Here is a 22553-nt window from a genome sequence, read left to right on the forward strand (position 1 = left end):
AACTTGAACAGATCACGGCGTTGCTTCTTGCTCGGTTTGCCGTCGGTGCTGACCCCCAGGGCGCCAGCCTTGCGCTGCGCCGCGGCGGTTTCGCGCTTGGCGATGCTGGCTTCGGTTTCCGCGTAGAGCGTCTGCGCTTCGGGAGCGCCACGACGGACGATGGAAAGGGCCTGGACCACCACAGTACGTTCGTCGAAGCCGGCGCGAATCTGGTACTCATCGCCTACCCGCGGCTCCTTGCCCGGTTTGCAGCGCTCGCCACGGTGGTGCACCTTGCCGCTTTCGATGGCCGCCTTGGCCAGGGCACGAGTCTTGTAGAAGCGCGCTGCCCACAGCCATTTATCCAGACGAACCTTGTCCTCTTCTTCCTGCTTGTGCGCCACTGGAATTCCTCTCGCTGAAAAATGTCGCAACTGTACAGCCCGCCTGCGGGCTCTCATAAATCCTGCCGCTCACCTAAAATAACCCAGGTTGCGCCCTGATACGCGAGGAGTCCCCGTGACTGACTTCCCCACTTCCCTGACCTCGCCCGGCAACCGCTGCGAAGGTTGCCAACAAAGCCAACCCCTGGGCTTCGATTTTTCCTTCGCCTATCAACCCATAGTCGATCTGCGGGACCAGTCGGTCTTTGCCCACGAGGCCCTCGTGCGCGGAACCAATGGCGAAGGCGCCGCAACGGTGCTGGATCAGGTCACCGACAGCAATCGATACCGTTTCGACCAGCTTTGCCGCACCCAGGCCATCACCACCGCGGCACAGCTGGGCATGCAAAGCCACCTGTCGATCAACTTCATGCCCAACGCCGTATACCGGCCGGAGTTGTGCATCCGCAGCACCCTGGAAGCCGCCCGCGCCCAGCACTTTCCCCTGGAGCGGCTGATTTTCGAAACCCTGGAAAGCCAGCACGTAGATAACAGTCGCCATTTGACCAATATTCTGCGTGAATACCGCGAATTCGGCTTCAAGACCGCCATCGATGACTTCGGCGCGGGGTACTCGGGGCTGAACCTGCTGGCGGATTTCCAACCCGACCTGATCAAGCTCGACATGGCGCTGGTGCGCGATGTCCATCAGGATCGCGTACGCCAGGCGATCATCCGTGCGATTGTCACAATGTGTGCGGAGTTGGGGGTTACAGTCATTGCCGAAGGCATTGAAAGCACCGGTGAACGGGACTTTCTCAGCGACTGTGGAATTTATCTGATGCAGGGCTACTGGTTCGCCAAACCTGCATTCAAAGCCCTGGCCGAGGTTCCGGCCGCGGCCTGGAAAAGCTAATTGCGGATTTCCCCTATTTGAAGACTTTTGACCATTTGACCGTTGTCGGTCTGCGCGAGTGGGTGGCGCTTCCTGATCTGGGAGTGGCCGGCCTGCGCGCCAAGATCGATACCGGGGCCAGTACCTCCAGCCTGCATGCCACCGAGATCGAGCCCTTCGAGCGCGACGGTGAGCAGTGGGTGCGCTTCAATGCCCACTTGGGCAGTGTGGTGCAGTTGCGCCACCGGCGTTGCGAAGCGCCGCTGGTGGCGATGAAGACCATTAAAAGTTCCAACGGCCAGGCCCAGGTGCGCTATGTGATCAGCACCACCCTGGCCCTGGGCGATCACGTGTGGCGGGTGGAATTCACCCTCGCCTGCCGCAAGGCCATGCGCTATCGCCTGTTGCTGGGTTCCAAGGCCCTGATCGACGGCCAGTTGGTGGTCAATCCGGGCATCAAGTACGTACAAGACAAACCGGTGTTCCCGGTATCCACTACCTCTGCCACAGGTGTTGCATGAAGATCGCTGTGCTGTCGCGTAACCCGCGTCTGTATTCCACTCGTCGTCTGGTCGAAGCCGGCACCGAGCGTGGCCATGAAATGGTAGTGGTCGATACCCTGCGCGCCTACATGAACATCGCCAGTCACAAGCCGCAGATCCACTACCGCGGCAAGCCCCTGGAAGGCTTCGATGCGGTGATCCCGCGGATCGGTGCCTCGGTGACGTTCTACGGCTGCGCAGTGCTGCGTCAGTTCGAAATGATGGGGGTGTTCCCCCTCAATGAGTCGGTGGCCATCGCCCGCTCCCGGGACAAGCTGCGTTCGCTGCAACTGCTCTCGCGGCGCGGCATCGGCTTGCCGGTAACCGGCTTCGCCCATTCGCCGGACGACATTCCCGACCTGATCGAAATGGTCAACGGCGCGCCCCTGGTGATCAAGGTATTGGAAGGCACCCAGGGTATCGGCGTGGTGCTGTGCGAAACCGCCACCGCCGCAGAATCGGTGATCGAGGCCTTCATGGGCCTGAAGCAGAACATCATGGTCCAGGAGTACATCAAGGAAGCCGGCGGCGCCGACATTCGCTGCTTCGTGGTGGGGGACAAGGTGATCGCGGCGATGAAACGCCAGGCCAAGCCGGGAGAGTTCCGCTCCAACCTGCATCGCGGCGGCAGCGCCAGCCTGATCAAGATCACCCCGGAAGAACGCATGACTGCGCTGCGGGCGGCCAAGGTCATGGGCCTGAGCGTGGCAGGGGTGGATATCCTGCGTTCCAATCACGGGCCGCTGGTGATGGAAGTCAATTCCTCGCCGGGCCTGGAAGGCATCGAGACCACCACCGGCAAGAACGTGGCGGGGATCATCATCGAGCACATCGAGAAGAACGGCGGGCCGAACATGACCCGGACCAAGGGCAAGGGCTAGGGATCGGGTTGCCGGCCTTGCGCTGGCAAGCCAGCTCCTACGGGCGATGTGCTGCCTGTAGGAGCGAAGCCCTGATCAATCCGCATCACGGGGCAGCAGCAGCCCCAATGGCAAGCGCACCCGCGCTTCCAGGCCGCCATCGGGGCGGTTGCGCAGCTCCACATTGCCACCGTGCATGGCGGCAATCCGCTTGACGATGGCCAGCCCCAGGCCGGTGCCCTTGCCACCCCGGGCGCGATCGCCACGGGTGAAGGGGTTGAAGATAGCCTCCAGCTCGGACGGATCGATCCCCGCCCCGCGATCCATCACGCTCAGCACCACGTAAGGCGCATTGGTGTCGCCGGACACATAGGCCGCCACTTCGACTTCCGTGCCCGCGTGATTCAAGGCGTTGCCGATCAGGTTGTTGAGCAGACGCTTCATCGACACCCGACGCAGCGGGAACGGCTGGATCGGCTCCAGGCGCAGGTGCACCCGCTCTTCATTCTGGTTGTAGGGCGCTGCCACTTCACGCACCAGATCGCTGAGGTCCACCTCTTCCACCGACTCGTCGCGGCCGTCACGGATAAACGCCAGGAACTGGTCGAGGATCGCATCCATGTCCTCGATATCCCGGACCATATCGTCGGTCAGGTCGGTGTGCGCGCCCATCAGCTCCAGCGACAGGCGCAGGCGGGTCAGCGGTGTGCGCAAGTCATGGGACACCCCGGCCAGCATCAGCTCCCGTTCACGCCCCGCCTGCTCCACGTCCTCGGCCATCTGGTTGAAGGCGCGATAGACCTCGGTCATCTCGCTGGGCGTATCGCTGATCGGCAGGCGCACGCTGCGTCCCTGGCCCAGTTGCCGAGCGGCGTAGACCAGACGCTTGAGGGGCTGATTGAGCTGGCTGACGAAGATCCACGCCGAGGCAGTGGATAACAGGCCGATGGCCAGGAACCAGCCCAGCACGCTCCAGATCTTCTGCCCCCTCAGCGGGTGCGGATACAGCGGCACCTTGAGCCAGCCATCCCCCAGGCTCGGGGCCCTGACCCAAAGCGCCGGCGGTGCATGCATGCGCAGGCGCACTTCGGTGTCGGCGCCCAGTTCAGCCTGCATCTGCCGCTGGTAGATCTCACTGTAGGGCCAGTGTTGCTCGCCGGCCGGCACGCCGCTGCCCACCACCTTGATCAGGCCTGCGGCCTCGGCGATCTGGTCGCGGTTGGATTCATCGGCGGCCCAGTAGGCGCGCAGGGTCAGGGCCACGCCGTGGCTGTATTGCCGGTCCACCAGCACGTCCTCGTTCATCAACAGATAAACCAGGGTCAATGCCTTGGAAAACAGCACCACGATCAGCACCAGCCACAGGGTGCGGGAGAAGAAACTCTGGGGGAACCACAGCGGGGTTTTCATAACAGCCAATACACACTTTGCAGGAGCGACTCGCGCTCGCGGAGTTGCGGAATGCGAACGCCCGGGTCGTTGCCGGCCCGGGCGTTCGCTCCTACAAATCACCTATCACTTGGTCGCGGTGCCATCCGGCACGAAGACATAACCCACGCCCCAGACGGTCTGGATATAGCGCGGTTTGGAAGGGTCAGGCTCGATCATCCGCCGCAGGCGGGAGATCTGCACATCGATGGAACGCTCCAGGGCATCCCACTCACGACCACGGGCCAGGTTCATCAGTTTGTCCCGGGTCAGCGGTTGGCGGGCGTTCATCACCAGCGCCTTGAGCACCGCAAACTCACCAGTGGTGAGCATGTGCACTTCATCGCCACGCTTGAGCTCGCGAGTGGCCAGGGACAGTTCGTAGTCACCAAAGGTCACGCTTTCGTCTTCACTACCCGGCGCACCCGGCACCGGAGCCGACTGGCGACGCAGCACGGCCTTGACCCGGGCCATCAGCTCGTCAGGGTTGAACGGCTTGGCCAGGTAGTCGTCGGCGCCCAGTTCCAGGCCCTTGATGCGGCTCAACTCGTCGCCCTTGGCGGTGAGCATGATGATCGGGATCTGGTTGTTGGCGCTGCGCAGGCGGCGGCATGCGGTCAAGCCGTCTTCGCCGGGCAGCATCAGGTCGAGGACCACCAGGTTGAACACTTCGCGACCCAGCAGGCGGTCCATTTGCTCGGTGTTCGGGACTGCGCGGGCACGGTAGCCCTTGCTGACGAAGAAGCGCTCCAGCAGGCTGCTCAGCCCCGGGTCGTCGTCAACAATAAGAATTTTTTCGCCTTCAGCAGTTTGTGCAGTGCTGCTCATTGGATGCTCCTCTAATCTCGGTGCGCATTATGGCGTAGCTGCCGTTATACGCACCGTGTGCATTGTTAGCAGATTTTTCCTCTATCGCCAGCAAACCCGCTGTCGGCCTGAGGCCGGCGATCACCCCGCAACGGCTAACGCTGGGTATAATGCGCCGCCTTTTGTGTTGGGCAATATCTGATCAGTACGCCTGGGGCCGGTTTATTTTTTTGCCCGGGCCGGCAGTATTTTTTTGATTTCACGGGTCAACAGGCAGCCTTTTGATCCAGGTGGCGGCGCGTGCCAGGCCGCTCAACCAGACTCGCCGGGCCTTATTTTCGTGCCCGCGAGCCTGCTTTCACAATTTGTCAGGTGGTTTTATGGACAGCATCAACAGCCGCATTGCCGAGGAACTCGGCGTACGCCCACAACAGGTCGAAGCGGCCGTCGCTCTATTGGATGAAGGCTCCACCGTGCCCTTCATCGCCCGTTACCGGAAAGAAGTCACCGGCAGCCTCGATGACACCCAACTGCGTCATCTGGAAGAGCGCCTGCGCTACCTGCGAGAACTCGACGAACGGCGGATCAGCATCCTGGCCAGCATCGAAGAGCAAGGCAAGCTGACCCCGGAGCTGGCCCGCGACATCAAGCTGGCCGACACCAAGACCCGCCTCGAAGACCTTTACCTGCCTTATAAGCAGAAGCGTCGCACCAAGGGCCAGATCGCCCTGGAAGCCGGCCTCGGCGAGCTGGCCGACGGCCTGTTCAACGACCCGAGCCTGGCCCCGGAAGCCGAAGCGGCACGTTTCGTCGACGCCGAGAAAGGCGTGGCCGACGTCAAGGCCGCCCTGGAAGGCGCCAAGTACATCCTCATGGAGCGCTTCGCCGAGGACGCCGGCCTGCTGGACAAGCTGCGCAACTTCCTCAAGCAAGAAGCCACCCTGAGTGCCCGGGTGGTTGCCGGCAAGGAAGAGGAAGGCGCCAAGTTCCGCGACTACTTCGAACACGACGAACCGCTGAAAAGCATGCCGTCGCACCGCGCCCTGGCGATTTTCCGCGGCCGCAACGAAGGCATTCTCAGCTCCGCGCTGAAAGTCGGTGACGAGCTGCCGGGCACCATGCACCCATGCGAAGGCATGATCGGCCAGCAATTCGGTATCCAGAACCAGAACCGCCCCGCCGACAAATGGCTCGGCGAAGTGGTGCGCTGGACCTGGAAGGTCAAGCTCTACACCCACCTGGAAACCGACCTCTTGGGCGAGCTGCGCGACGGCGCGGAAACCGAGGCGATCAACGTTTTCGCCCACAACCTGCACGACCTGCTGCTGGCCGCCCCGGCCGGCCCGCGCGCCACCCTGGGCCTGGACCCGGGCCTGCGCACCGGCTGCAAGGTGGCGGTGGTGGATGCCACCGGCAAGCTGCTGGACCACGCCACGGTCTATCCGCACGTGCCGCACAACAAGTGGGACCAGACCCTGGGCATTCTGGCCGCGCTGTGCGCCAAGCACTCGGTGGACCTGATCGCCATCGGCAACGGCACCGCCAGCCGCGAGACCGACAAACTGGCCGCCGAACTGATCAAGAAATACCCGGCCATGAAGATGACCAAGGTCATGGTTTCCGAAGCCGGCGCTTCGGTGTACTCGGCTTCGGAACTGGCGGCCAAGGAATTCCCGGACCTGGACGTGTCGATCCGTGGCGCGGTGTCCATCGCCCGCCGCCTGCAGGACCCACTGGCTGAACTGGTGAAGATCGATCCGAAATCCATCGGTGTCGGCCAGTACCAGCACGACGTGTCGCAGCTGAAACTGGCCCGCGGCCTGGACGCCGTGGTCGAGGACTGCGTGAACGCCGTCGGTGTCGACGTCAACACCGCTTCCGTGGCCCTGCTGGCGCGGATCTCCGGCCTCAACGCGACCCTGGCGCAGAACATCGTCAGCCACCGCGACGAACACGGTGCCTTCAAGACCCGCGCCGCGCTGAAAAAGGTCGCCCGCCTGGGTGAAAAGACCTTCGAACAGGCCGCCGGCTTCCTGCGCGTGATGAACGGCGACAACCCGCTGGACGCCTCGGCGGTCCACCCGGAAGCCTACCCGCTGGTGCAGCGCATCGCCGCCGACACCGGCCGTGACATTCGCTCGCTGATCGGCGACAGCGGCTTCCTCAAGCGCCTGGACCCGAAGAAATTCACCGACGAGACCTTCGGCCTGCCCACCGTCACCGACATCCTCCAGGAACTGGACAAGCCCGGTCGCGACCCGCGTCCGGAGTTCAAGACTGCCGAGTTCCAGGACGGCGTCGAAGACCTCAAGGACCTGCAACTGGGGATGATCCTCGAAGGCGTGGTGACCAACGTCACCAACTTCGGCGCCTTCGTCGACATCGGCGTGCATCAGGACGGCCTGGTGCACATCTCGGCGCTGTCGGAGAAGTTCATCAAGGACCCGCGTGAAGCGGTGAAAGCCGGCGACGTGGTCAAGGTCAAGGTCATGGAAGTCGACATCCCGCGTAAACGCGTGGGCCTGTCGATGCGCATGAGCGACACCCCGGGCGAGAAGATCGACGGTGCCCGTGGCTCCCGTCCAGGCTCGGCGCCGCGCTCCTCCCAGGGCAATGCGCCACGCAAGGAAACCACCGCTGCCGCTCCGAGCAACAACGCCATGGCCTCGCTGTTCGCCAACGCCAAGCAGTTGAAGAAACGCTGATGCAGATCCCCGCCGGCCTGACCGAAAGCGCCTTCAGCCAATTGCTCGGCTGCCGTCTGCAACGCCTGGAAACCGGCGAAGCGGACGTCGCCCTGGAACTGACCCCGCAGCTGCGCAATCGCGGACAAAAGCTCCACGGCGGGGCGATTTTCAGCCTGGTGGACATTGCCATGGGGCTGGCCTGTTCCAGCACCCACGGCTTTGACCAGCAGAGCGCCACCATCGAGTGCAAGATCAACTACATCCGCGCCGTGGCCGAGGGTGAAGTGCTGTGCCGGGCCCGGGTGATCCACCCCGGCCGCCGCACCCTGGTGGTGGAAGCGGATGTGGTCCAGGGCGACAAACTGGTCGCAAAAGCACAAGGCACCTTCGCGGTCCTATAGCTGCCTGCCCTCAAATTGGGTTAATTTCGGCGCTGCGAAAGCGGCGTCGGGGTTTTCTTGCCCGCGCTGAAGCCAGATTCAAGGATGGAGTGTTGGCGTTTCCAGGCGAGTCGGCTTGACTCAAAAACAAGGCGAAAACGCCAGTTTTAACTTCACCCTTGTAGACCGTCCTGCCCACCCCCATATTGGGGCGACTGACGCGTGAAGGAATCCAACTTGAGCGAACTTCTCAACCGCCGCCTGGCTCTGCTCGGTGAGCGCGCTAACCTCTCCCTGCTCGAGCAGTGCCTGCACGGTATCGAACGTGAATGCCTGCGTGTCACCGGCGAAGGCCGCCTGGCACAGACCCCGCACCCGGAAGAACTGGGTTCCGCGCTGACCAACGAACAGATCACCACCGACTATTCCGAGTCGCTGCTGGAATTCATCACCCCGGCCCTCGCGGACCCGGCGGACACCCTGGCCAGCCTCGACAAGATTCATCGCTTCGCCTACAGCAAGCTCGGCAACGAGTACCTGTGGAGCCCATCGATGCCGTGCCCGTTGCCGGCCGAGGAAGACATCCCGATCGCCTATTACGGCACCTCCAACATCGGTCAGCTCAAGTACGTGTACCGCAAGGGCCTGGCCCTGCGCTACGGCAAGACCATGCAGTGCATTGCCGGGATCCACTACAACTTTTCCCTGCCGGAACAGCTGTGGCCGCTGCTCAAGGAAGCGGAAGGCTTCGTCGGCAGCGACCGTGACTACCAGTCCTCGGCCTATATCGCGCTGATCCGCAATTTTCGCCGTTACAGCTGGCTGCTGATGTACCTGTTCGGTGCTTCGCCGGCCCTGGACGCGGGCTTCCTGCGCGGCCGCTCGCACCAGTTGGAGCAGTTGGACGCCGAGACCCTGTACCTGCCCTACGCCACCAGCCTGCGCATGAGCGACCTGGGCTACCAGAGCCAGGCCCAGGCCGGCCTGACCCCTTGCTACAACGATCTGAACAGCTACACCGACAGCCTGCGCAAGGCCGTGGCCACGCCTTACGCACCTTACGTGGAAGTCGGCACCCACAAGGATGGCGAGTGGGTGCAACTGAACACCAACATCCTGCAGATCGAAAACGAGTACTACTCCAACATTCGCCCCAAGCGCGTGACCTATACCGGCGAGCGGCCAATCCAGGCGCTGATGGCCCGGGGCATCCAGTACGTCGAAGTCCGCTGCCTGGACATCAACCCGTTCCTGCCCCTGGGCATCGATGTCCAGGAAGCCCGTTTCCTCGATGCCTTCCTGCTGTATTGCGCCTTGAACGACAGCCCGCTGTTCGAGAACAACGAGTGCGGCAACGCCACCTCGAACTTCCTCGCCGTGGTCAAGGAAGGTCGACGCCCGGGCCTGCAACTGCAACGCCAGGGGCAGCCGGTGGAGATGAAGGAATGGGCTGCGCAGCTGCTGGAAAAGATCGCGCCCCTGGCCGCCCTGCTCGACCAGAGCCACGGCAGCGACGTGCACAGCAAGGCCCTGGACGCCCAGCTGGCCAAGGTCAAGGACTCGTCCCTGACGCCTTCGGCCCAGGTGCTGGCGGCCATGAGCGAGCACAAGGAGAGCTTCAGCCAGTTCTCCCTGCGCCAGAGTCAGGCCCATGCCGAGCACTTCCGCAGCCAGCCCCTGGCCAAGGAAGAACAAGCCGCCTTCGAAGAAGCGGCGCGCAAATCCCTGGAGCTGCAGACCGAGCTTGAGCAGAACGAAGTGGGGGATTTCGACGTATTCGTCGGCGCCTACCAGGCCAGCATCCTGGCCATCAGTAACTGACGCTTCGCCGGCAAGCCGGCTCCTACATCCCTCCCGTAGGAGCCGGCTTGCCGGCGAACAGCACGCTGCCTATTCCCCTCATAAGCTAATGCAAATAAGTTATTTATTTCTGCATTCTTAGATCATTTAGTCTCCTCCAACGCCGATCACCGGCCGCCTATGAGGAGCACCCCATGAAACTGCATTTCCCCCTTCGCCTCCTGGCGGCCGCGTCCCTGGCCGCAGCGAGTTTCTTTGCCCAGGCGGCCGACGTCACCGTCGCCTACCAGACCACCGTCGACCCGGCCAAGGTCGCGCAAGCCGACGGCAGCTATGAAAAAGCCACCCAGGCCAAGATCAACTGGCGCAAATTCGACAACGGCGCCGACGTCATCGCTGCCATCGCTTCCGGCGATGTGCAGATCGGCTACCTGGGCTCCAGCCCGCTGACCGCCGCCATCACCCGCAAGGTGCCGGTGCAAACCTTCCTCATCGCCACCCAGATCGGCGCCGCCGAAGCCCTGGTGGCCCGCGACGGTTCCGCGATCAACAGCCCTCAGGACCTGATCGGTAAAAAAGTCGCCGTGCCCTTCGTTTCCACCGGCCACTACAGCCTGCTGGCGGCGCTGAAACACTGGAACATCGATCCCTCGAAAGTACAGATCCTCAACCTCGCGCCACCGGCGATCATCGCCGCCTGGAAGCGCGGTGATATCGACGCCACCTACGTCTGGGACCCGGCCCTGGGTGTGGCCAAGGAAAACGGCAAGGTGCTGATCACCTCCGGAGAGCTGGCCAAGTTCGGCGCGCCGACTTTCGACGCCTGGATCGTGCGCAAGGACTTCGCCGAGAAGCACCCGGAAATCGTCACCGCCTTCGCCAAGGTGACCCTGGATGCCTACGCCCAATACCGCAAGGACCCGCAAGCCTGGCTGGCCAACCAGGGCAACGTCGACAAGCTGGTGAAGCTCTCCGGGGCCAAGGCCAGCGATATCCCGCTGCTGCTGCAAGGCAACGTCTACCCACTGGCCGCCGACCAGGTACTCAGCCTCGGCGCCCCGACCACCAAGGCCATCACCGACACCGCGGTGTTCCTCAAGGAGCAAGGCAAGGTCGAAGCGGTGCTGCCGGACTACGCCCCCTACGTCAGTGCCAAGTTCATCCCTGAATAACCCGCGACCGGACAGGAGATAGCCGTCATGGCCTTGCTACAACTGGAGCGCATCAGCGCACAGTATCCCGGCGCCGCCGAACCGGTGCTGGCGGATATTTCCCTGACCCTGGGGCCACAGCAACTGCTGGTCGCCCTGGGTCCCTCCGGCAGCGGCAAGACCTCGCTGCTGAACCTGATTGCCGGATTCGTCGACCCCAGCGCCGGGCGCATCAGCCTCGACGGCGTGCCGGTCAAGGGCCCCAGCGCCGAGCGTGGCGTGGTGTTCCAGGACGACGCCCTGCTGCCCTGGCAGGACGTGCTGGCCAACGTCGCCTTCGGCCTGGAACTGGCCGGAGTCGCCCGGGACCAGCGTGAAGCCCGGGCTCGGGAAATGCTCGCCCTGGTGGACCTGGCCGGTTTCGAAAAACGCCGTGTCTGGCAGCTCTCCGGTGGACAGAAACAGCGCGTGGGCCTGGCCCGTGCCCTGGCCGCCGACCCGCGAGTGCTGCTGATGGACGAACCCTTCGGCGCCCTGGATGCCTTCACCCGCGAGCAGATGCAGGAGCTGTTGCTGCAGGTCTGGCGCCGCACCGCCAAGCCGGTGTTCCTGATTACCCACGACATCGAAGAAGCGGTGTTCCTGGCCACTGACCTGATCCTCTTGGCCCCCAACCCGGGGCAGATCGTCGAGCGCCTGAACCTGGATTTCGGCCAGCGCTACGCCGCCGGCGAATCGGCGCGGGCGATCAAGTCCGACCCGCTGTTCATCGAAACCCGCGAACACGTGCTGTCCCGGGTGTTCTCCCAACGCAGCGCCACCCAGCAGCAGGAGCGCCCATGAGCAGCTACGAGATTCCCGCCACCGCCACCCGCGACGCCAACCCGAAAGCGCCAGTGCCGGTGCGCCGCAGCCTGAGCACGCGCTGGATCAGTGTGCTGACCCTGATCGCCCTGCTGGCCCTGTGGTGGGCCGTCACCGCCACCGGCCTGATCGAACCGCTGTTCCTACCGCCCCCTTCGGCCGTGCTGCAAAAGGGCTGGTTGCTGGTCACCAGCGGCTACATGGATTCCACCCTCTGGCAGCACCTGGCCGCGAGCCTGCAACGCATCGGCCTGGCCCTGGGCTTTGCCGTGCTGACGGCCATTCCGGTGGGCATCGCCATTGGCGCCAACCGCATCGCCCGTGGCGTGCTCGACCCGCTGATCGAGTTCTACCGGCCGATACCGCCACTGGCCTATCTGCCGCTGATCGTTATCTGGTGCGGCATTGGCGAGCTGTCCAAGGTGCTGCTGATCTACCTCGCCATCTTCGCCCCGATCGCCATCGCCACCGCCACCGGCGTGCGCACCGTCGACCCGGCCAAGCTGCGCGCCGCCCAGTCCCTGGGCGCGACTCGGGCGCAGCTGATTCGCCACGTGATCCTGCCCAGCGCCTTGCCGGACATCCTCACCGGCGTGCGGATTGGCCTGGGCGTGGGCTGGTCGACCCTGGTGGCCGCCGAGCTGATTGCCGCCACCAGCGGCCTGGGTTTCATGGTGCAGTCCGCCGCGCAGTTCCTGGTCACCGATGTGGTGGTGCTGGGGATCCTGGTGATTGCCCTGATCGCCTTTGCCATGGAGATGGGCCTGCGCGCCCTGCAACGCAAGCTGGTGCCCTGGCACGGCCAATCCCACTGACAACAACAGATCCCCCTCTCCTATGTAGGAGCTGGCTTGCCAGCGAAGAGGCCCGCAAGCTTAGCGCCGCCCTCCCGGCCGGCTCCTGCACACAGCGAATACGAGAACGACCATGAGCCTGACCCTCACCCCCTTAAGCTCCGCCCTTGGCGCCCAGATCAGTGGCGTCGATATCAGCCAGCCACTGAGCGTCGAACAGCGCGATGCCATTGAACAGGCACTGCTCAAGCACCAGGTGCTGTTCTTCCGCGACCAGCCGATCACCCCGCAGCAGCAAGCGCGCTTCGCCGCCAACTTCGGTGACCTGCACATTCACCCGATCTACCCCAATGTGCCGGAACAACCGGAGGTGCTGATCCTCGACACCGCTGAAACCGACGTGCGCGACAACGCCATCTGGCACACCGACGTGACCTTCCTGCCAACCCCGGCCCTGGGCGCGGTGCTCAGCGCCAAGCTGCTGCCGCAGTTCGGCGGCGACACGTTGTGGGCCAGCGGCATCGCCGCCTACGAAGCCTTGTCCGAGCCGATGAAGAACCTGCTGCAGGGCCTGACCGCCACCCACGAGTTCATCAAGTCCTTCCCTCTGGAACGCTTCGGCAACACCCCCGAAGACCTGGCGCGCTGGGAGGAAACCCGGCGCAAGAACCCGCCACTGTCGCACCCGGTGATCCGCACCCATCCGGTAAGCGGACGCAAGTCGCTGTTCGTCAACGACGGCTTCACCACCAAGATCAACGAACTGTCGGAGAGCGAAAGCGCAGCCATCCTCAAGCTGCTGTTCGCCCACGCCACCCGACCGGAATTCACCATCCGCTGGCGCTGGCAGGAAAACGACGTGGCGTTCTGGGACAACCGCGTGACCCAGCACTATGCAGTGGACGACTACCGTCCACAGCGCCGAGTCATGCACCGCGCAACCATTCTTGGGGATGTGCCGTTCTTTCGCTGAAACGCGGGGGATGCAGCAAGCCCCGGCCCCGCTGAATGAGCGAGGTCGGGGAAGGCTGGCTATTTGACGCTGGCGGGAGCTTTCTTCTTGCGATTGCCGATATGAATCGCCTGGCCATTCACGGCCAGCGCGGCTTCATGCAGGGCTTCGGACAGGGTCGGGTGGGAGAACACCATCATCCCCAGGTCTTCGGCGCTGGTGCCGAACTCCATGCCGATTGCGCCTTCCTGGACCAGTTCCGCAGCGCCCGGTCCTATCACATGCACCCCAAGTACCCGATCGGTGCCGGCATCGGCAATCACCTTGACCAAGCCAGCCGTGTCGTTGGCCGCCATGGCGCGGCTGCTGGCAGCGAAGGGGAAGGTGCCGATGTTCAGCTCGATGCCCTGGGCCTTGAGGGCCTGTTCGGTCTGGCCGACCCAGGCGATTTCCGGGTGGGTGTAGATCACTGACGGGATCAGCTCGTAATTGAGCGGATGGTGATGCCCGGCAAGGCTCTCGGCCACCATCACCCCCTCTTCCGAAGCCTTGTGCGCCAGCATCGGGCCGCGTACCACGTCGCCAATGGCGAACACCCCAGGCACGCTGGTCAGGCACTGGCCGTCGACGTGGATGAAGCCGCGTTCATCCAACTGCACGCCGCTGTCAGACGCCAACAGGTCGGTGGTCAGGGGCCGACGCCCCACGGCGACGATCAGCCGGTCGAAGGTCTGCTGCTTGTCTTCGCCGGCCTCGCTGAGGCTGACCTTGACGCTGTCGCCCTGCACTTCGGACGCCGTCACCCGGGCACCCAGACGGATATCCAGGCCTTGCTTGCCGAGGATCTTCTGCGCTTCCTTGGCGATCTGTACATCCACTGCCGGCAGGAAGCTGTCGAGGGCTTCGAGTACCGTCACTTCGGCGCCCAGGCGGGCCCAGACCGAGCCCAGCTCCAGGCCGATGACGCCGGCGCCGATCACCCCCAGGCGCTTGGGCACGCTGGTGAATTCCAGGGCTCCGGTGGAGTCGACGATCACCTTGTCGGTCAGCGGCGCGGCGGCGATATCGATGGGCCGTGAACCGGGGGCGAGGATGATGCTGGTGGCGCTGATGCGCTGGGTGCTGCCGTCGGCCGCGGTGACCTCCACTTGCTTGTTGGCCAGCAACTTGCCGTGACCTTCCAGCAGGGCCACGCCATTGGCCTTGAACAGCGAGGCGATGCCAGCGTTGAAATTGCGTACCACGTTGTCCTTGCGCGCCAGCATGGCCGGCACGTCCATCTGCGGATTGCTGATGCCGATGCCGTGCACCTCGAAACCGTTGCGCGCCTCGTAATAGTGATGGGAGCTGTCCAGCAGCGCCTTGGAAGGAATGCAGCCCACATTGAGGCAGGTGCCGCCCAGGGCGGTCTTGCCGTCCTTGCCCTTGTAGCGCTCGATACAGACCGTCTTCAGTCCCAGTTGCGCAGCCCGGATCGCGGCGACATAGCCGCCGGGACCCGCGCCGATAACGATCACATCGTAATGTTCACTCATTGGTTGCCGTCCTTTGCACAGACAAAGTCGACCACGGCCCCCATGGTCGTCCTGTCCTTGAGAATTTTCAGATGGCCAAGCCCGCAGGTTTGCAGAACCCGCCGGTGACGCAAGCCTTCAGCGAAGGATTGCAGGTCATCTGCCGGGACTTCCTGGTCCTGCTGGTCATGCACCAGCAGCACCGGGATATCAACCTGACGGCCATAACGGCTGACTGCCAGGCTGCTCATGTCCTTCTGATAGCGTTGCTCAACCAGAAGTTGCATGCGTTGTCTGACGTCATCATTGATCCACAGAAATGCCGCAAAACGCCGAACGACGTTTTCGATATCCGCCGGTGCGGCCACCAGCACCGCCCGCGCAAAACCCTTGCCGACCTGAGTGCTCAGGGCATAACCGGCGGCGGCCCCGCCCAGGGAATGGCCGATCACGGTGTCAAACGGTCCCAGTTGCTTCTGCACCTGGTCCAGCATGCTGACGAAGGTCGGCAGCGAGGCCTGCCGACCGCCGCTGCCACCATGACCGATGCAGTCGAAGGACAGCACTTCACAGCCCTCCTCCAACAACAGCGGAATCAGGTACTGCCACTGGGTACTGGCGCCACTCCAGCCATGCACCAGCACCACCCGGCGCCGGACCTGCTGCGGGGTCCAGCGGAAACAACGCAGCCGCCCTTCCTCGGTTTCCAGGTCCTGCACCGTGGCACTGGGCAGCGTCAGCGGAAAATGCTGGCGCAGCCGTTGCGGTGTGGTGAACATCTTCAGCGCCCGTACCGCAGCACGCCGAGGAACAAGCCGCGACTCAATCCAGAAACTGCAACGCAGCAGTCCCAGAACCCCGTTATAAATGCCCTTGAAGAGCATTTTCCTGAAGCTGCTGCGCCGGCCCCTGGCTGGCTCCGGCCTTGGCTCTTGGGTCGCCATCTTCCTTCCTCATCGACTACAGGGTTCAAGCGTTGGGTTACAGCTTCACCATGTTGAAGTCCAACTTGCTCACGCCACATTCCGGGCAGGTCCAGTCTTCGGCAATGTCGTCCCAGGCGGTGCCCGGAGGCACCCCCGAATCGGGATCGCCAAGCCGTTGATCGTAGATCCAGCCGCAAATCAGGCACATCCACAGGCCGGACTCGGCCACAGCGTTTTCAGCGTAGGTCGTCATGGGTGGTTAACCATCATCAAAGGGTTGTGCGTTGTTCTCATGCGCTGGCCTGAGCCACTTCGGCCACCTTGATGTTCTGTGCAAGGAACTGCGCCACCTGCTCCACCACCGCGGCATCGGAGAGGATGCGCACGTGGCCGAGCCCGGACACCGGCTCCAGCTTCGCCCAAGGCATCAGCGTGGTGATCTGCTGCGCCTCGCAGAACGGCACGATCGGGTCGTTGAGGTCATGCAGCACCAGCGTCGGCAGTTGCAGGGCGTTGCCCAGCGCCGGGATGTCCCAATGCTGGACCGGCACGCCATTGCGCTTCCACAGTTCGCGGTGCATGGCATCGACGATTTGCGGCTTGAGCTTGAGGTAGCCATTGGCCCAGCGCTCGATCACCACCGGCAGGTTGGCCGGCGAACCCAGCAGGCACAGGGCCTTGATCCGATGGGTCTCGGCCAGTTCGGCCAGGGCACCGGTGGCGGCGATACCGCCCAGGGAGTGGGCGACGATCCCCACTACATCGCCGAGGGCGACAATGGCCGCTTTCACCGCATCCTTGAACTCGGTCATGGTGCTCAGCGAGCCCGGCGAGATGCCGTGGGCCGGGGCATCGAAGGTCGCGACCTTGAAGCCCTGGCGCTGCAGTGCACGAGTGAAGGAGTACAGGCTGCGGCTGTCCGCACCCCAGCCATGGACCAGGAGAATGGTCTGGTCGCCCGTGCCCCATTGGTAGCCATGGGGAACGCCCGCAATGCCCTTGATATGGAAACGCTGGGCGCCCAGGGGGCTCATTTCCTTGTCCGGCTGCTTGATGTATTCGCGGGTATAGCCGAACAGGTCCGTGGCCTTGGCGCCGGCGGTGTCCACCGAGAGCGAACCCAGCACGCCCATGTAGCTGCGCAGCATCTGCTGCTTCAGGGTCAGCGGACTGTTGGCCGCCTTGGCGCCTGGTGTGCTCGGGTCTCCGGCCGCCTGGGCCGGCTGGTCAAAGGACTCATAGAAGCCGTTGACTGGGTCGTACAGGTGGCAATTGCGCGCCACGTGCCAGACATCCTGCACGGTCATGGGCTTCTCGCGGACCATGCCCGGGAAGGCGGTCTTCAACGCTGCCTGGGCTTCGGGCAGGTTGTAGTGGGGGATGATCGGCGCCACGTGGTGCGCGGTGTGCACCGAAATGTAGTGAGTCAGGAACAGCAGCCACTTGGGGTACATGTAGTCAGTGGTCAGCAGCAGTCGGCTGCTGTTGAAGCTCCAGTGCTCCTTGGTCAGGAACGGAGTCTCATCGCTGATGTGATGCATCATGGTGGTCAGGCTGAACCAGGCATGGATCGCCAGCCACGGGGCGACGAAGTACAGGAACAGCCCGGTGAAGCCGGTGAAGTACACCAGGGTCGGCAGGTAGATCAGCGCAGCCACCACCATGAACAGGATCGAACGACGCACTTCGTTGCGCGCTTCGAGCTTGTGGAACATCGACGGGCGGAAGCCCGAGTGGCGCTGGTAGTTGACCGTGCCCAGCCAGAACAGCCAGGTGCGGGTGCTGCTGTAGACCAGCTTGTCCCACCAGGGCATGGCGTCGTATTGCACGCGCAGCACCGGGCGCCAGTCGACGTCCATTTCCAGGTTGTTGGTGTTGGCGTGGTGCATGTTGTGCATGTGGCGCCAGCCGTGGAACGGGTACAGCAACGGCAGCAAGGCGATATGCCCGAGGATGTGGTTGAAGCTGCGATTGCGCGAGAACGAGTTGTGCCCGCAATCGTGAGCCACACAGAACAAGCCCCAGCCGCCCAGGCCGGCCACCAGCCACAGCGGCAGGGAGAACATCCAGTGCACGTGGGCAACCGCCACGATGGCACCGATGTAGAGCATGTAGCTGACGACGAAGCTGAGCATCCCGCGCCATACCCGAGGCTGATACAGGTGCTTGGGGATTGCGTCAGTCAGACGCAGGCCTTCGATCTCCTGTGAGCGTCGGAGCAGGTCATTGAATTTATCGTTTTTTTGCGAAGGCATCTGTGCAATGGCCATGGCCAAGCTCCTGCGAAGTCAAACTTCGGATGTGGTCAGTTCGTTGGCCAGGTATTTGGACAAGTCATCGATGCTGGAGTATTCGAACAGCAGGGCCGGGGACAGGCGCTGCTCCATGAATTTCTCCAGGTCGCCCGCCACTTTCACCGCCACCAGCGAGTCGAGGCCGTAGGACTCGAAGCTGCGGGCGGTATCGACCTGGGACGGATCGATCTTCAGCAGCGCACCCATTTTCTGCACCAGCCAATGCTTGATGCTCTCTTCGTTGAGTTCGACCGCCGCCTGTTTTTTCTCCGAGAAGCTCAGAGTGCTCAGCAAATTGGAAATGAAGTTGGCCATAGGATCTTCCTTGATGAGTAGGATGGTTTACAGATCAGACGATCCCGTTGTTCAGGATGCGGCCTGACGCTTACGGACTTTGTCGATCATTGCCTGGGACGGTGAACGCAGGTCTGAGACCAGTCTCAGCTTGCCCATTAACGCCAGTGTCCAGCCCGACAAGTCGGGCTCCCACCAATGCACGCCATGCCGGTACCAGGCAGGGAATGCGTGGTGATTGTTTTGCAGCCCCTCGCCAAAGGTGAGGAACGCGACAATCCAGTTGTTGGTGCTCTGGTCGTGGGTCACGAACGGCCGGGCGCCATAGCGGTGGCAGATGGAGCCCACACACCAGGCCGCCTGGTTGGCAACGAAGATCCGCGCCAGGCCGCCAAAGATCAGGCCGCTCCAGGCACCGGACCAGCTCTGGGTGACCAGGCCGCCGATGATCCCCGGCAGCACCACGCCCAGGGCGACCCAGAACAGGTAGGTCTGGTTGTAGAAGAACAACCGACGGTCACGCAGGATGTCGGGGGCGAAGAAGTTCCAGCTCGACATGTCCGGCGCCAGCATCCACGGCATGTGCGCATGCCACAGGCCCTTGGCGCGCTCCAGGCGGCTCTGACCCATCAGGTTCGGCGAATGCGGATCACCGTGCTGGTCGCTGTAGGTGTGATGCCGGCGATGGGTGGTGACCCAGAACAGGATCGGGCCCTGGGCCGCCATGGAGCCGGCGATCAGCATCAGGCTGCTCATAAAGCGCGAGGTCTTGAAGGCGCGGTGGGCCAGGTAGCGGTGATAGCCCATGGAGACGCCGAACATCTGGATCGCGTAGAACACCCCAAAGAGGATGAAGTCCAGGGCGTGCACCTGACCGGTGACCCACAAGCGGATCGCCTCGAAGGCACCGAACAGGGGCACCAGCATCACCGCCAGCGCAATGCGCGCCTTGGTTCTGGCGGCTGCCGGACTCAGCTGCGCGACCCCGCTGATCTCTGGAGTCGCTGTGGTTGTGAGGATCTCGTCCATGAATAGCTTCCTGTGAGGTAAGTACCGGCAATCAGCTTTCTGTAGGTTCTGCAGCGGCGGGCGCACCAGGACGCTTCACGTCCCAAGCCAGACCGCACAAGGCCAGCAACTCGATGAACCAGCCACCGATGTCCAGCTGCCAGGGCTTGAGCCCGGCGTGAGCCAGCGCCGGAAAGGCGTGGTGGTTGTTGTGCCAACCGCCGCCGACCGTTGGAATCGCCAGCCAGAACACATTGCGGCTGGTGTCCCGGGTCGGATGGTCACGGCCACCGACCCGATGGGCGAAGGAGTTGATGCACCAGGTGGCGTGGTCCACCAGGAAGATCCGTACAAAGCCGCCCCACAGCAGGCCACTCAGGGCGCCTTCCCAACTGCGGGTAATCAGCCCGCATACCACGGCGGGAAGCAGCAGGCCGAGAATGATCCACAGGTAGTAGCGCTGGTTGATCTGCATGATCAGCCGGTCGCGAATCAGGTCGGGGACGAACTGGCTCCAGTTCTGCTTTCTCAGGCTGAACAGCCAGCCCAGATGGGCGTGCCACCAGCCTTGGATATTGCCGACAAAGCCTTCCTTGAGCGGGCGCGGCGAGTGCGGGTCGCCTTCCTTGTCGGTGAAGGCGTGATGCTGGCGATGGGTGGCCGCCCAGAACAGGATCGGGCCCTGGGCCGCCATCGAACCGGCAATACCGAACAACGCAGTGACCACCGGGCCGGCCTTGAATGCATGGTGGGAAAAGAAGCGGTGCATCCCCACTTCCACCCCCAGGGCGGTCAGCAGGTACATGCTGGCCAGCGCGCCAAACTCCAGCCAGCCAATGCCCTGCTGCCAGGCCAGGACCAGAGCGACCACGGTGCCCACCGCCGGCACACCGACGGTCAGCCAGGCCAGTTGACGCTCGCGATGACCGGTACGGTCGATATGAGGATTCATGGCCGTCATGACAGAGCATCCGTAGGGGTTTTAAGGGGTTGTGCCGAGGCCGCCGCGGCCGAACGTCCGGCTCCGTAGCGCGCCAGGCTGTCGTTGAGCAGGGCCTGCCGGGTGGCCTGGCGCTGGACCTTGCCGCTGGTGGTCAGCGGGATGCCGCCCATGGGCGCCAGATGAATACGCGCCGGGGATACGCCAAACTGGCTGACCAGGGTGCTGGTGATCAGCTGGCGCAGTTGTTCCTGCTGGGCTTCGTCGAGCTTTTCGCTGCGCTTGATCTCGACCACGATCGCCAGCTGCTCCTGCTGGCCGTTATCCACGCCCACCGCCACACAACCATTGCTGCGGATGCGCGGGTCTGCACTCTCGACTGCCAGTTCCAGGTCCTGGGGATACAGGTTGCGACCGGCAATGATGATCAGGTCCTTGAGGCGGCCGGTGACGAACAGTTCATCCCGATACAAGGCCCCCAGGTCGCCGGTGCGCATGAAGTGTCCGTCGATGCCCGGCAACCTGGCGCGGAACACTTGCTCGCTCAGCGCCTCCTTGCCCCAGTAACCGGCACCCACGTTATCGCCCTGGACCCAGATCTCACCGATCTGGCCGTCGGCGACCGGCTGCAGGCTGACGGGATCGACAATCGCCAGGCGCAAACCCGGGGCTACCCGTCCGCTGCTGACCAATGGCAACGCGAACCCATCCTCGGCGTCGACGATGGCCAGGGTCCCGGTGGCGAGCTGGTCCCGATCCACTTGGGTATTGAATGCCGGTTCGTCATGGGGTTTGCCGGAGACCAGCACCGTCGCCTCGGCCAGTCCATAGCAGGGACCCAGGGCCGCAGGGTTGAAGCCGGCGGCGGCGAAGCGCTCGGAGAAACGCGCCAGGGTGCTTTGCCGGACCGGTTCGGCCCCACAGTAGATGGCCTTGAGCTTGCTCAGATCGAGGGCTGCCAGCTCGTCATCGGTGATGTTTTCAACACACAGATCAAAGGCGAAGTTCGGTGCAATGGTGACGTCGGCGCCATACCTGGACACCGCATCCAGCCAGCGCAATGGCCGCTGGACAAAATGCCCGGGGCTGATGAGCACGGTGGGAAAGGCGTCGTAGATCGGCTGCAGTATGCCGCCCATCAGGCCCATATCGTGGTAGGGCGGCAGCCAGCTGCAGCCCACGCGATCCTTGGCCTCGCCCATCCATTGGCTGGCGCTGCGGCAATTGCTGTAGAGGTTGGCGTGGGTCAGCATCACGCCCTTGGGCGCGGAGGTGGAACCCGAGGTGTATTGCAGCAGGGCCAACTCACCGGGGGTCACCTGGGCGCTCCAGGATGAATCCGCAGAGGCCAACTCTTGCGGGTCGACCCATTGCGGCGCGGGCACGTCACCCTGCAGCAAGCCGTTGACCCGTTCCTGGGAGCGCATGAAGCGCGAGCTGGTAAGCACCACCTGCGGATGGGCATCGGCGCAGATCAGTGCCAGGCGCTCCAGGCCTCTGGTTCCCACCGGCGGGAACGCGGGAATCGCCACCGCCCCGGCCAGGAACAGACCGAACAGAGAAACGATGTAGTCGATACCAGTCTCGAACAGCATCAGCACCCGTTTGCCCCGGGGTTCGAAAATCTGCAGCGCCGCGGCCAATCGTTGACTACGCTGCCACAGTTCGGCGTAGCTGATGGCCGCCTCCTCCTGCTCGCCATCGAGCAAGTGGATAAAGGCTGTCGCATCGGGTTGCAGCCAGGCGCGATAAGCCAGTACTTCGGTAACCGAACTTAAACATTCGATTCCCAAGGTGCCGGCCAGCGACAGATCATCAACTGCTAGATGCGCTGAGAAGGTTTGATTAACATCATTTAGATAATCACGAGGCACGGCGTAGTTCATTCAAAATCCTTTTTAAATGGAGAGCCATATATCGACCTATTGGTCGTTTATTATTTTCAGCACTAAGGAACCGAACAAACGCCCCTAACCAGGGGAGCTCTTACTAGGCAGTAGACAAGATGTCATTTTATTGACAGAGCGAAGCATTCATTTGATGAATGCATATTTT

The 22553-nt window shown here is 63.2% G+C and carries 21 protein-coding genes; 10 read left to right on the top strand and 11 right to left on the bottom strand.

Translation table 11 applies throughout. From position 1 onward, the window contains the following. On the bottom strand, positions 1–383 hold a 383-nt coding region (locus BLX41_RS06370), incomplete at its 3' end, for an RNA-binding S4 domain-containing protein (protein ID WP_123724260.1). A 115-nt stretch (positions 384–498) separates the two neighbouring features. Here BLX41_RS06370 and rimA point away from each other — a divergent pair. From rimA to rimK, 3 genes are read left to right on the top strand one after another with little or no spacing between them, the layout of a single operon-like run. Beyond that, the gene (gene rimA / locus BLX41_RS06375; protein WP_123724211.1) at positions 499–1278 is read left to right on the top strand and encodes a S6 modification regulatory phosphodiesterase RimA; all 780 of its coding nucleotides are present in this window, start codon (positions 499–501) and stop codon (positions 1276–1278) included. A gap of 17 nt (positions 1279–1295) precedes the next feature. Beyond that, positions 1296–1778, top strand: coding sequence for a retropepsin-like aspartic endopeptidase RimB (gene rimB, locus BLX41_RS06380; RefSeq protein ID WP_123724212.1), 483 nt, complete (start codon positions 1296–1298; stop codon positions 1776–1778). Then, positions 1775–2680 carry a 30S ribosomal protein S6--L-glutamate ligase gene (gene rimK, locus BLX41_RS06385; protein ID WP_007931744.1) on the top strand — a complete coding sequence of 302 codons (906 nt, stop codon included), beginning with the start codon at positions 1775–1777 and terminating at the stop codon, positions 2678–2680. Before rimB ends, rimK begins: the two co-directional genes overlap by 4 nt. A 75-nt stretch (positions 2681–2755) precedes the next feature. Here the strand turns inward: rimK and BLX41_RS06390 are convergent, their stop codons facing one another. Together BLX41_RS06390 and ompR are read right to left on the bottom strand one after the other, a co-directional pair. Then, complete coding sequence (locus BLX41_RS06390; RefSeq protein ID WP_123724213.1) at positions 2756–4069, bottom strand: ATP-binding protein; 1314 nt, start codon at positions 4067–4069, stop codon at positions 2756–2758. A gap of 105 nt (positions 4070–4174) precedes the next feature. Beyond that, positions 4175–4915: an osmolarity response regulator transcription factor OmpR gene (ompR, locus tag BLX41_RS06395; protein WP_016966992.1), complete on the bottom strand. Its 741-nt coding sequence runs from the start codon at positions 4913–4915 to the stop codon at positions 4175–4177. A gap of 359 nt (positions 4916–5274) precedes the next feature. Between ompR and BLX41_RS06400 the strand changes: the two genes are divergently transcribed. The 7 genes from BLX41_RS06400 (at position 5275) to tauD (ending at position 13543) form a co-directional block, all read left to right on the top strand. Next, entirely contained in the window at positions 5275–7599 is a 2325-nt protein-coding gene (locus tag BLX41_RS06400; RefSeq protein ID WP_123724214.1) for a Tex family protein, read from the top strand. Beyond that, on the top strand, positions 7599–7982 hold the full coding sequence (locus BLX41_RS06405; protein ID WP_123724215.1) for a PaaI family thioesterase: 384 nt from the start codon (positions 7599–7601) through the stop codon (positions 7980–7982). The genes BLX41_RS06400 and BLX41_RS06405 overlap by 1 nt, the downstream gene beginning before the upstream one ends. 216 nt (positions 7983–8198) lie before the next feature. Continuing rightward, the gene (gene gshA, locus BLX41_RS06410) at positions 8199–9782 is read left to right on the top strand and encodes a glutamate--cysteine ligase (protein ID WP_123724216.1); all 1584 of its coding nucleotides are present in this window, start codon (positions 8199–8201) and stop codon (positions 9780–9782) included. Positions 9783–9955: 173 nt separating this feature from the next. After that, positions 9956–10933, top strand: coding sequence for a taurine ABC transporter substrate-binding protein (gene tauA / locus BLX41_RS06415; RefSeq protein ID WP_123724217.1), 978 nt, complete (start codon positions 9956–9958; stop codon positions 10931–10933). A 27-nt stretch (positions 10934–10960) separates the two neighbouring features. Beyond that, complete coding sequence (gene tauB / locus BLX41_RS06420) at positions 10961–11755, top strand: taurine ABC transporter ATP-binding subunit (RefSeq protein WP_123724218.1); 795 nt, start codon at positions 10961–10963, stop codon at positions 11753–11755. After that, the gene (gene tauC / locus BLX41_RS06425; protein ID WP_123724219.1) at positions 11752–12591 is read left to right on the top strand and encodes a taurine ABC transporter permease TauC; all 840 of its coding nucleotides are present in this window, start codon (positions 11752–11754) and stop codon (positions 12589–12591) included. Before tauB ends, tauC begins: the two co-directional genes overlap by 4 nt. Before the next feature lie 112 nt (positions 12592–12703). Further along, positions 12704–13543 (top strand): taurine dioxygenase, encoded by an 840-nt coding sequence (gene tauD, locus BLX41_RS06430; RefSeq protein WP_123724220.1) that lies wholly within the window; start codon positions 12704–12706, stop codon positions 13541–13543. A gap of 59 nt (positions 13544–13602) precedes the next feature. Here tauD and lpdA read toward each other — a convergent pair whose 3' ends face one another. The 8 genes from lpdA to BLX41_RS06470 form a co-directional block, all read right to left on the bottom strand. After that, positions 13603–15057 (bottom strand): dihydrolipoyl dehydrogenase, encoded by a 1455-nt coding sequence (lpdA, locus tag BLX41_RS06435; protein ID WP_123724221.1) that lies wholly within the window; start codon positions 15055–15057, stop codon positions 13603–13605. Then, positions 15054–15815 carry an alpha/beta hydrolase gene (locus tag BLX41_RS06440; protein WP_185073416.1) on the bottom strand — a complete coding sequence of 254 codons (762 nt, stop codon included), beginning with the start codon at positions 15813–15815 and terminating at the stop codon, positions 15054–15056. The genes lpdA and BLX41_RS06440 overlap by 4 nt, the downstream gene beginning before the upstream one ends. Positions 15816–16017: 202 nt before the next feature. Further along, entirely contained in the window at positions 16018–16215 is a 198-nt protein-coding gene (locus BLX41_RS06445; RefSeq protein WP_123724223.1) for a rubredoxin, read from the bottom strand. A 37-nt stretch (positions 16216–16252) separates the two neighbouring features. Beyond that, positions 16253–18232: an alpha/beta fold hydrolase gene (locus BLX41_RS06450; protein WP_123724224.1), complete on the bottom strand. Its 1980-nt coding sequence runs from the start codon at positions 18230–18232 to the stop codon at positions 16253–16255. A gap of 18 nt (positions 18233–18250) precedes the next feature. Further along, entirely contained in the window at positions 18251–18571 is a 321-nt protein-coding gene (locus BLX41_RS06455; RefSeq protein ID WP_123724225.1) for an acyl carrier protein, read from the bottom strand. Between the two features lie 51 nt (positions 18572–18622). Then, complete coding sequence (locus BLX41_RS06460) at positions 18623–19579, bottom strand: acyl-CoA desaturase (protein WP_123724226.1); 957 nt, start codon at positions 19577–19579, stop codon at positions 18623–18625. Positions 19580–19610: 31 nt separating this feature from the next. Then, complete coding sequence (locus tag BLX41_RS06465; protein WP_123724227.1) at positions 19611–20519, bottom strand: acyl-CoA desaturase; 909 nt, start codon at positions 20517–20519, stop codon at positions 19611–19613. Beyond that, on the bottom strand, positions 20516–22291 hold the full coding sequence (locus tag BLX41_RS06470) for a fatty acyl-AMP ligase (protein WP_259744477.1): 1776 nt from the start codon (positions 22289–22291) through the stop codon (positions 20516–20518). The genes BLX41_RS06465 and BLX41_RS06470 overlap by 4 nt, the downstream gene beginning before the upstream one ends. Positions 22292–22553: the final 262 nt, after the last annotated feature.

Source organism: Pseudomonas protegens (assembly GCF_003732485.1).
Taxonomy (GTDB): Bacteria; Pseudomonadota; Gammaproteobacteria; order Pseudomonadales; family Pseudomonadaceae; genus Aquipseudomonas; species Aquipseudomonas protegens_B.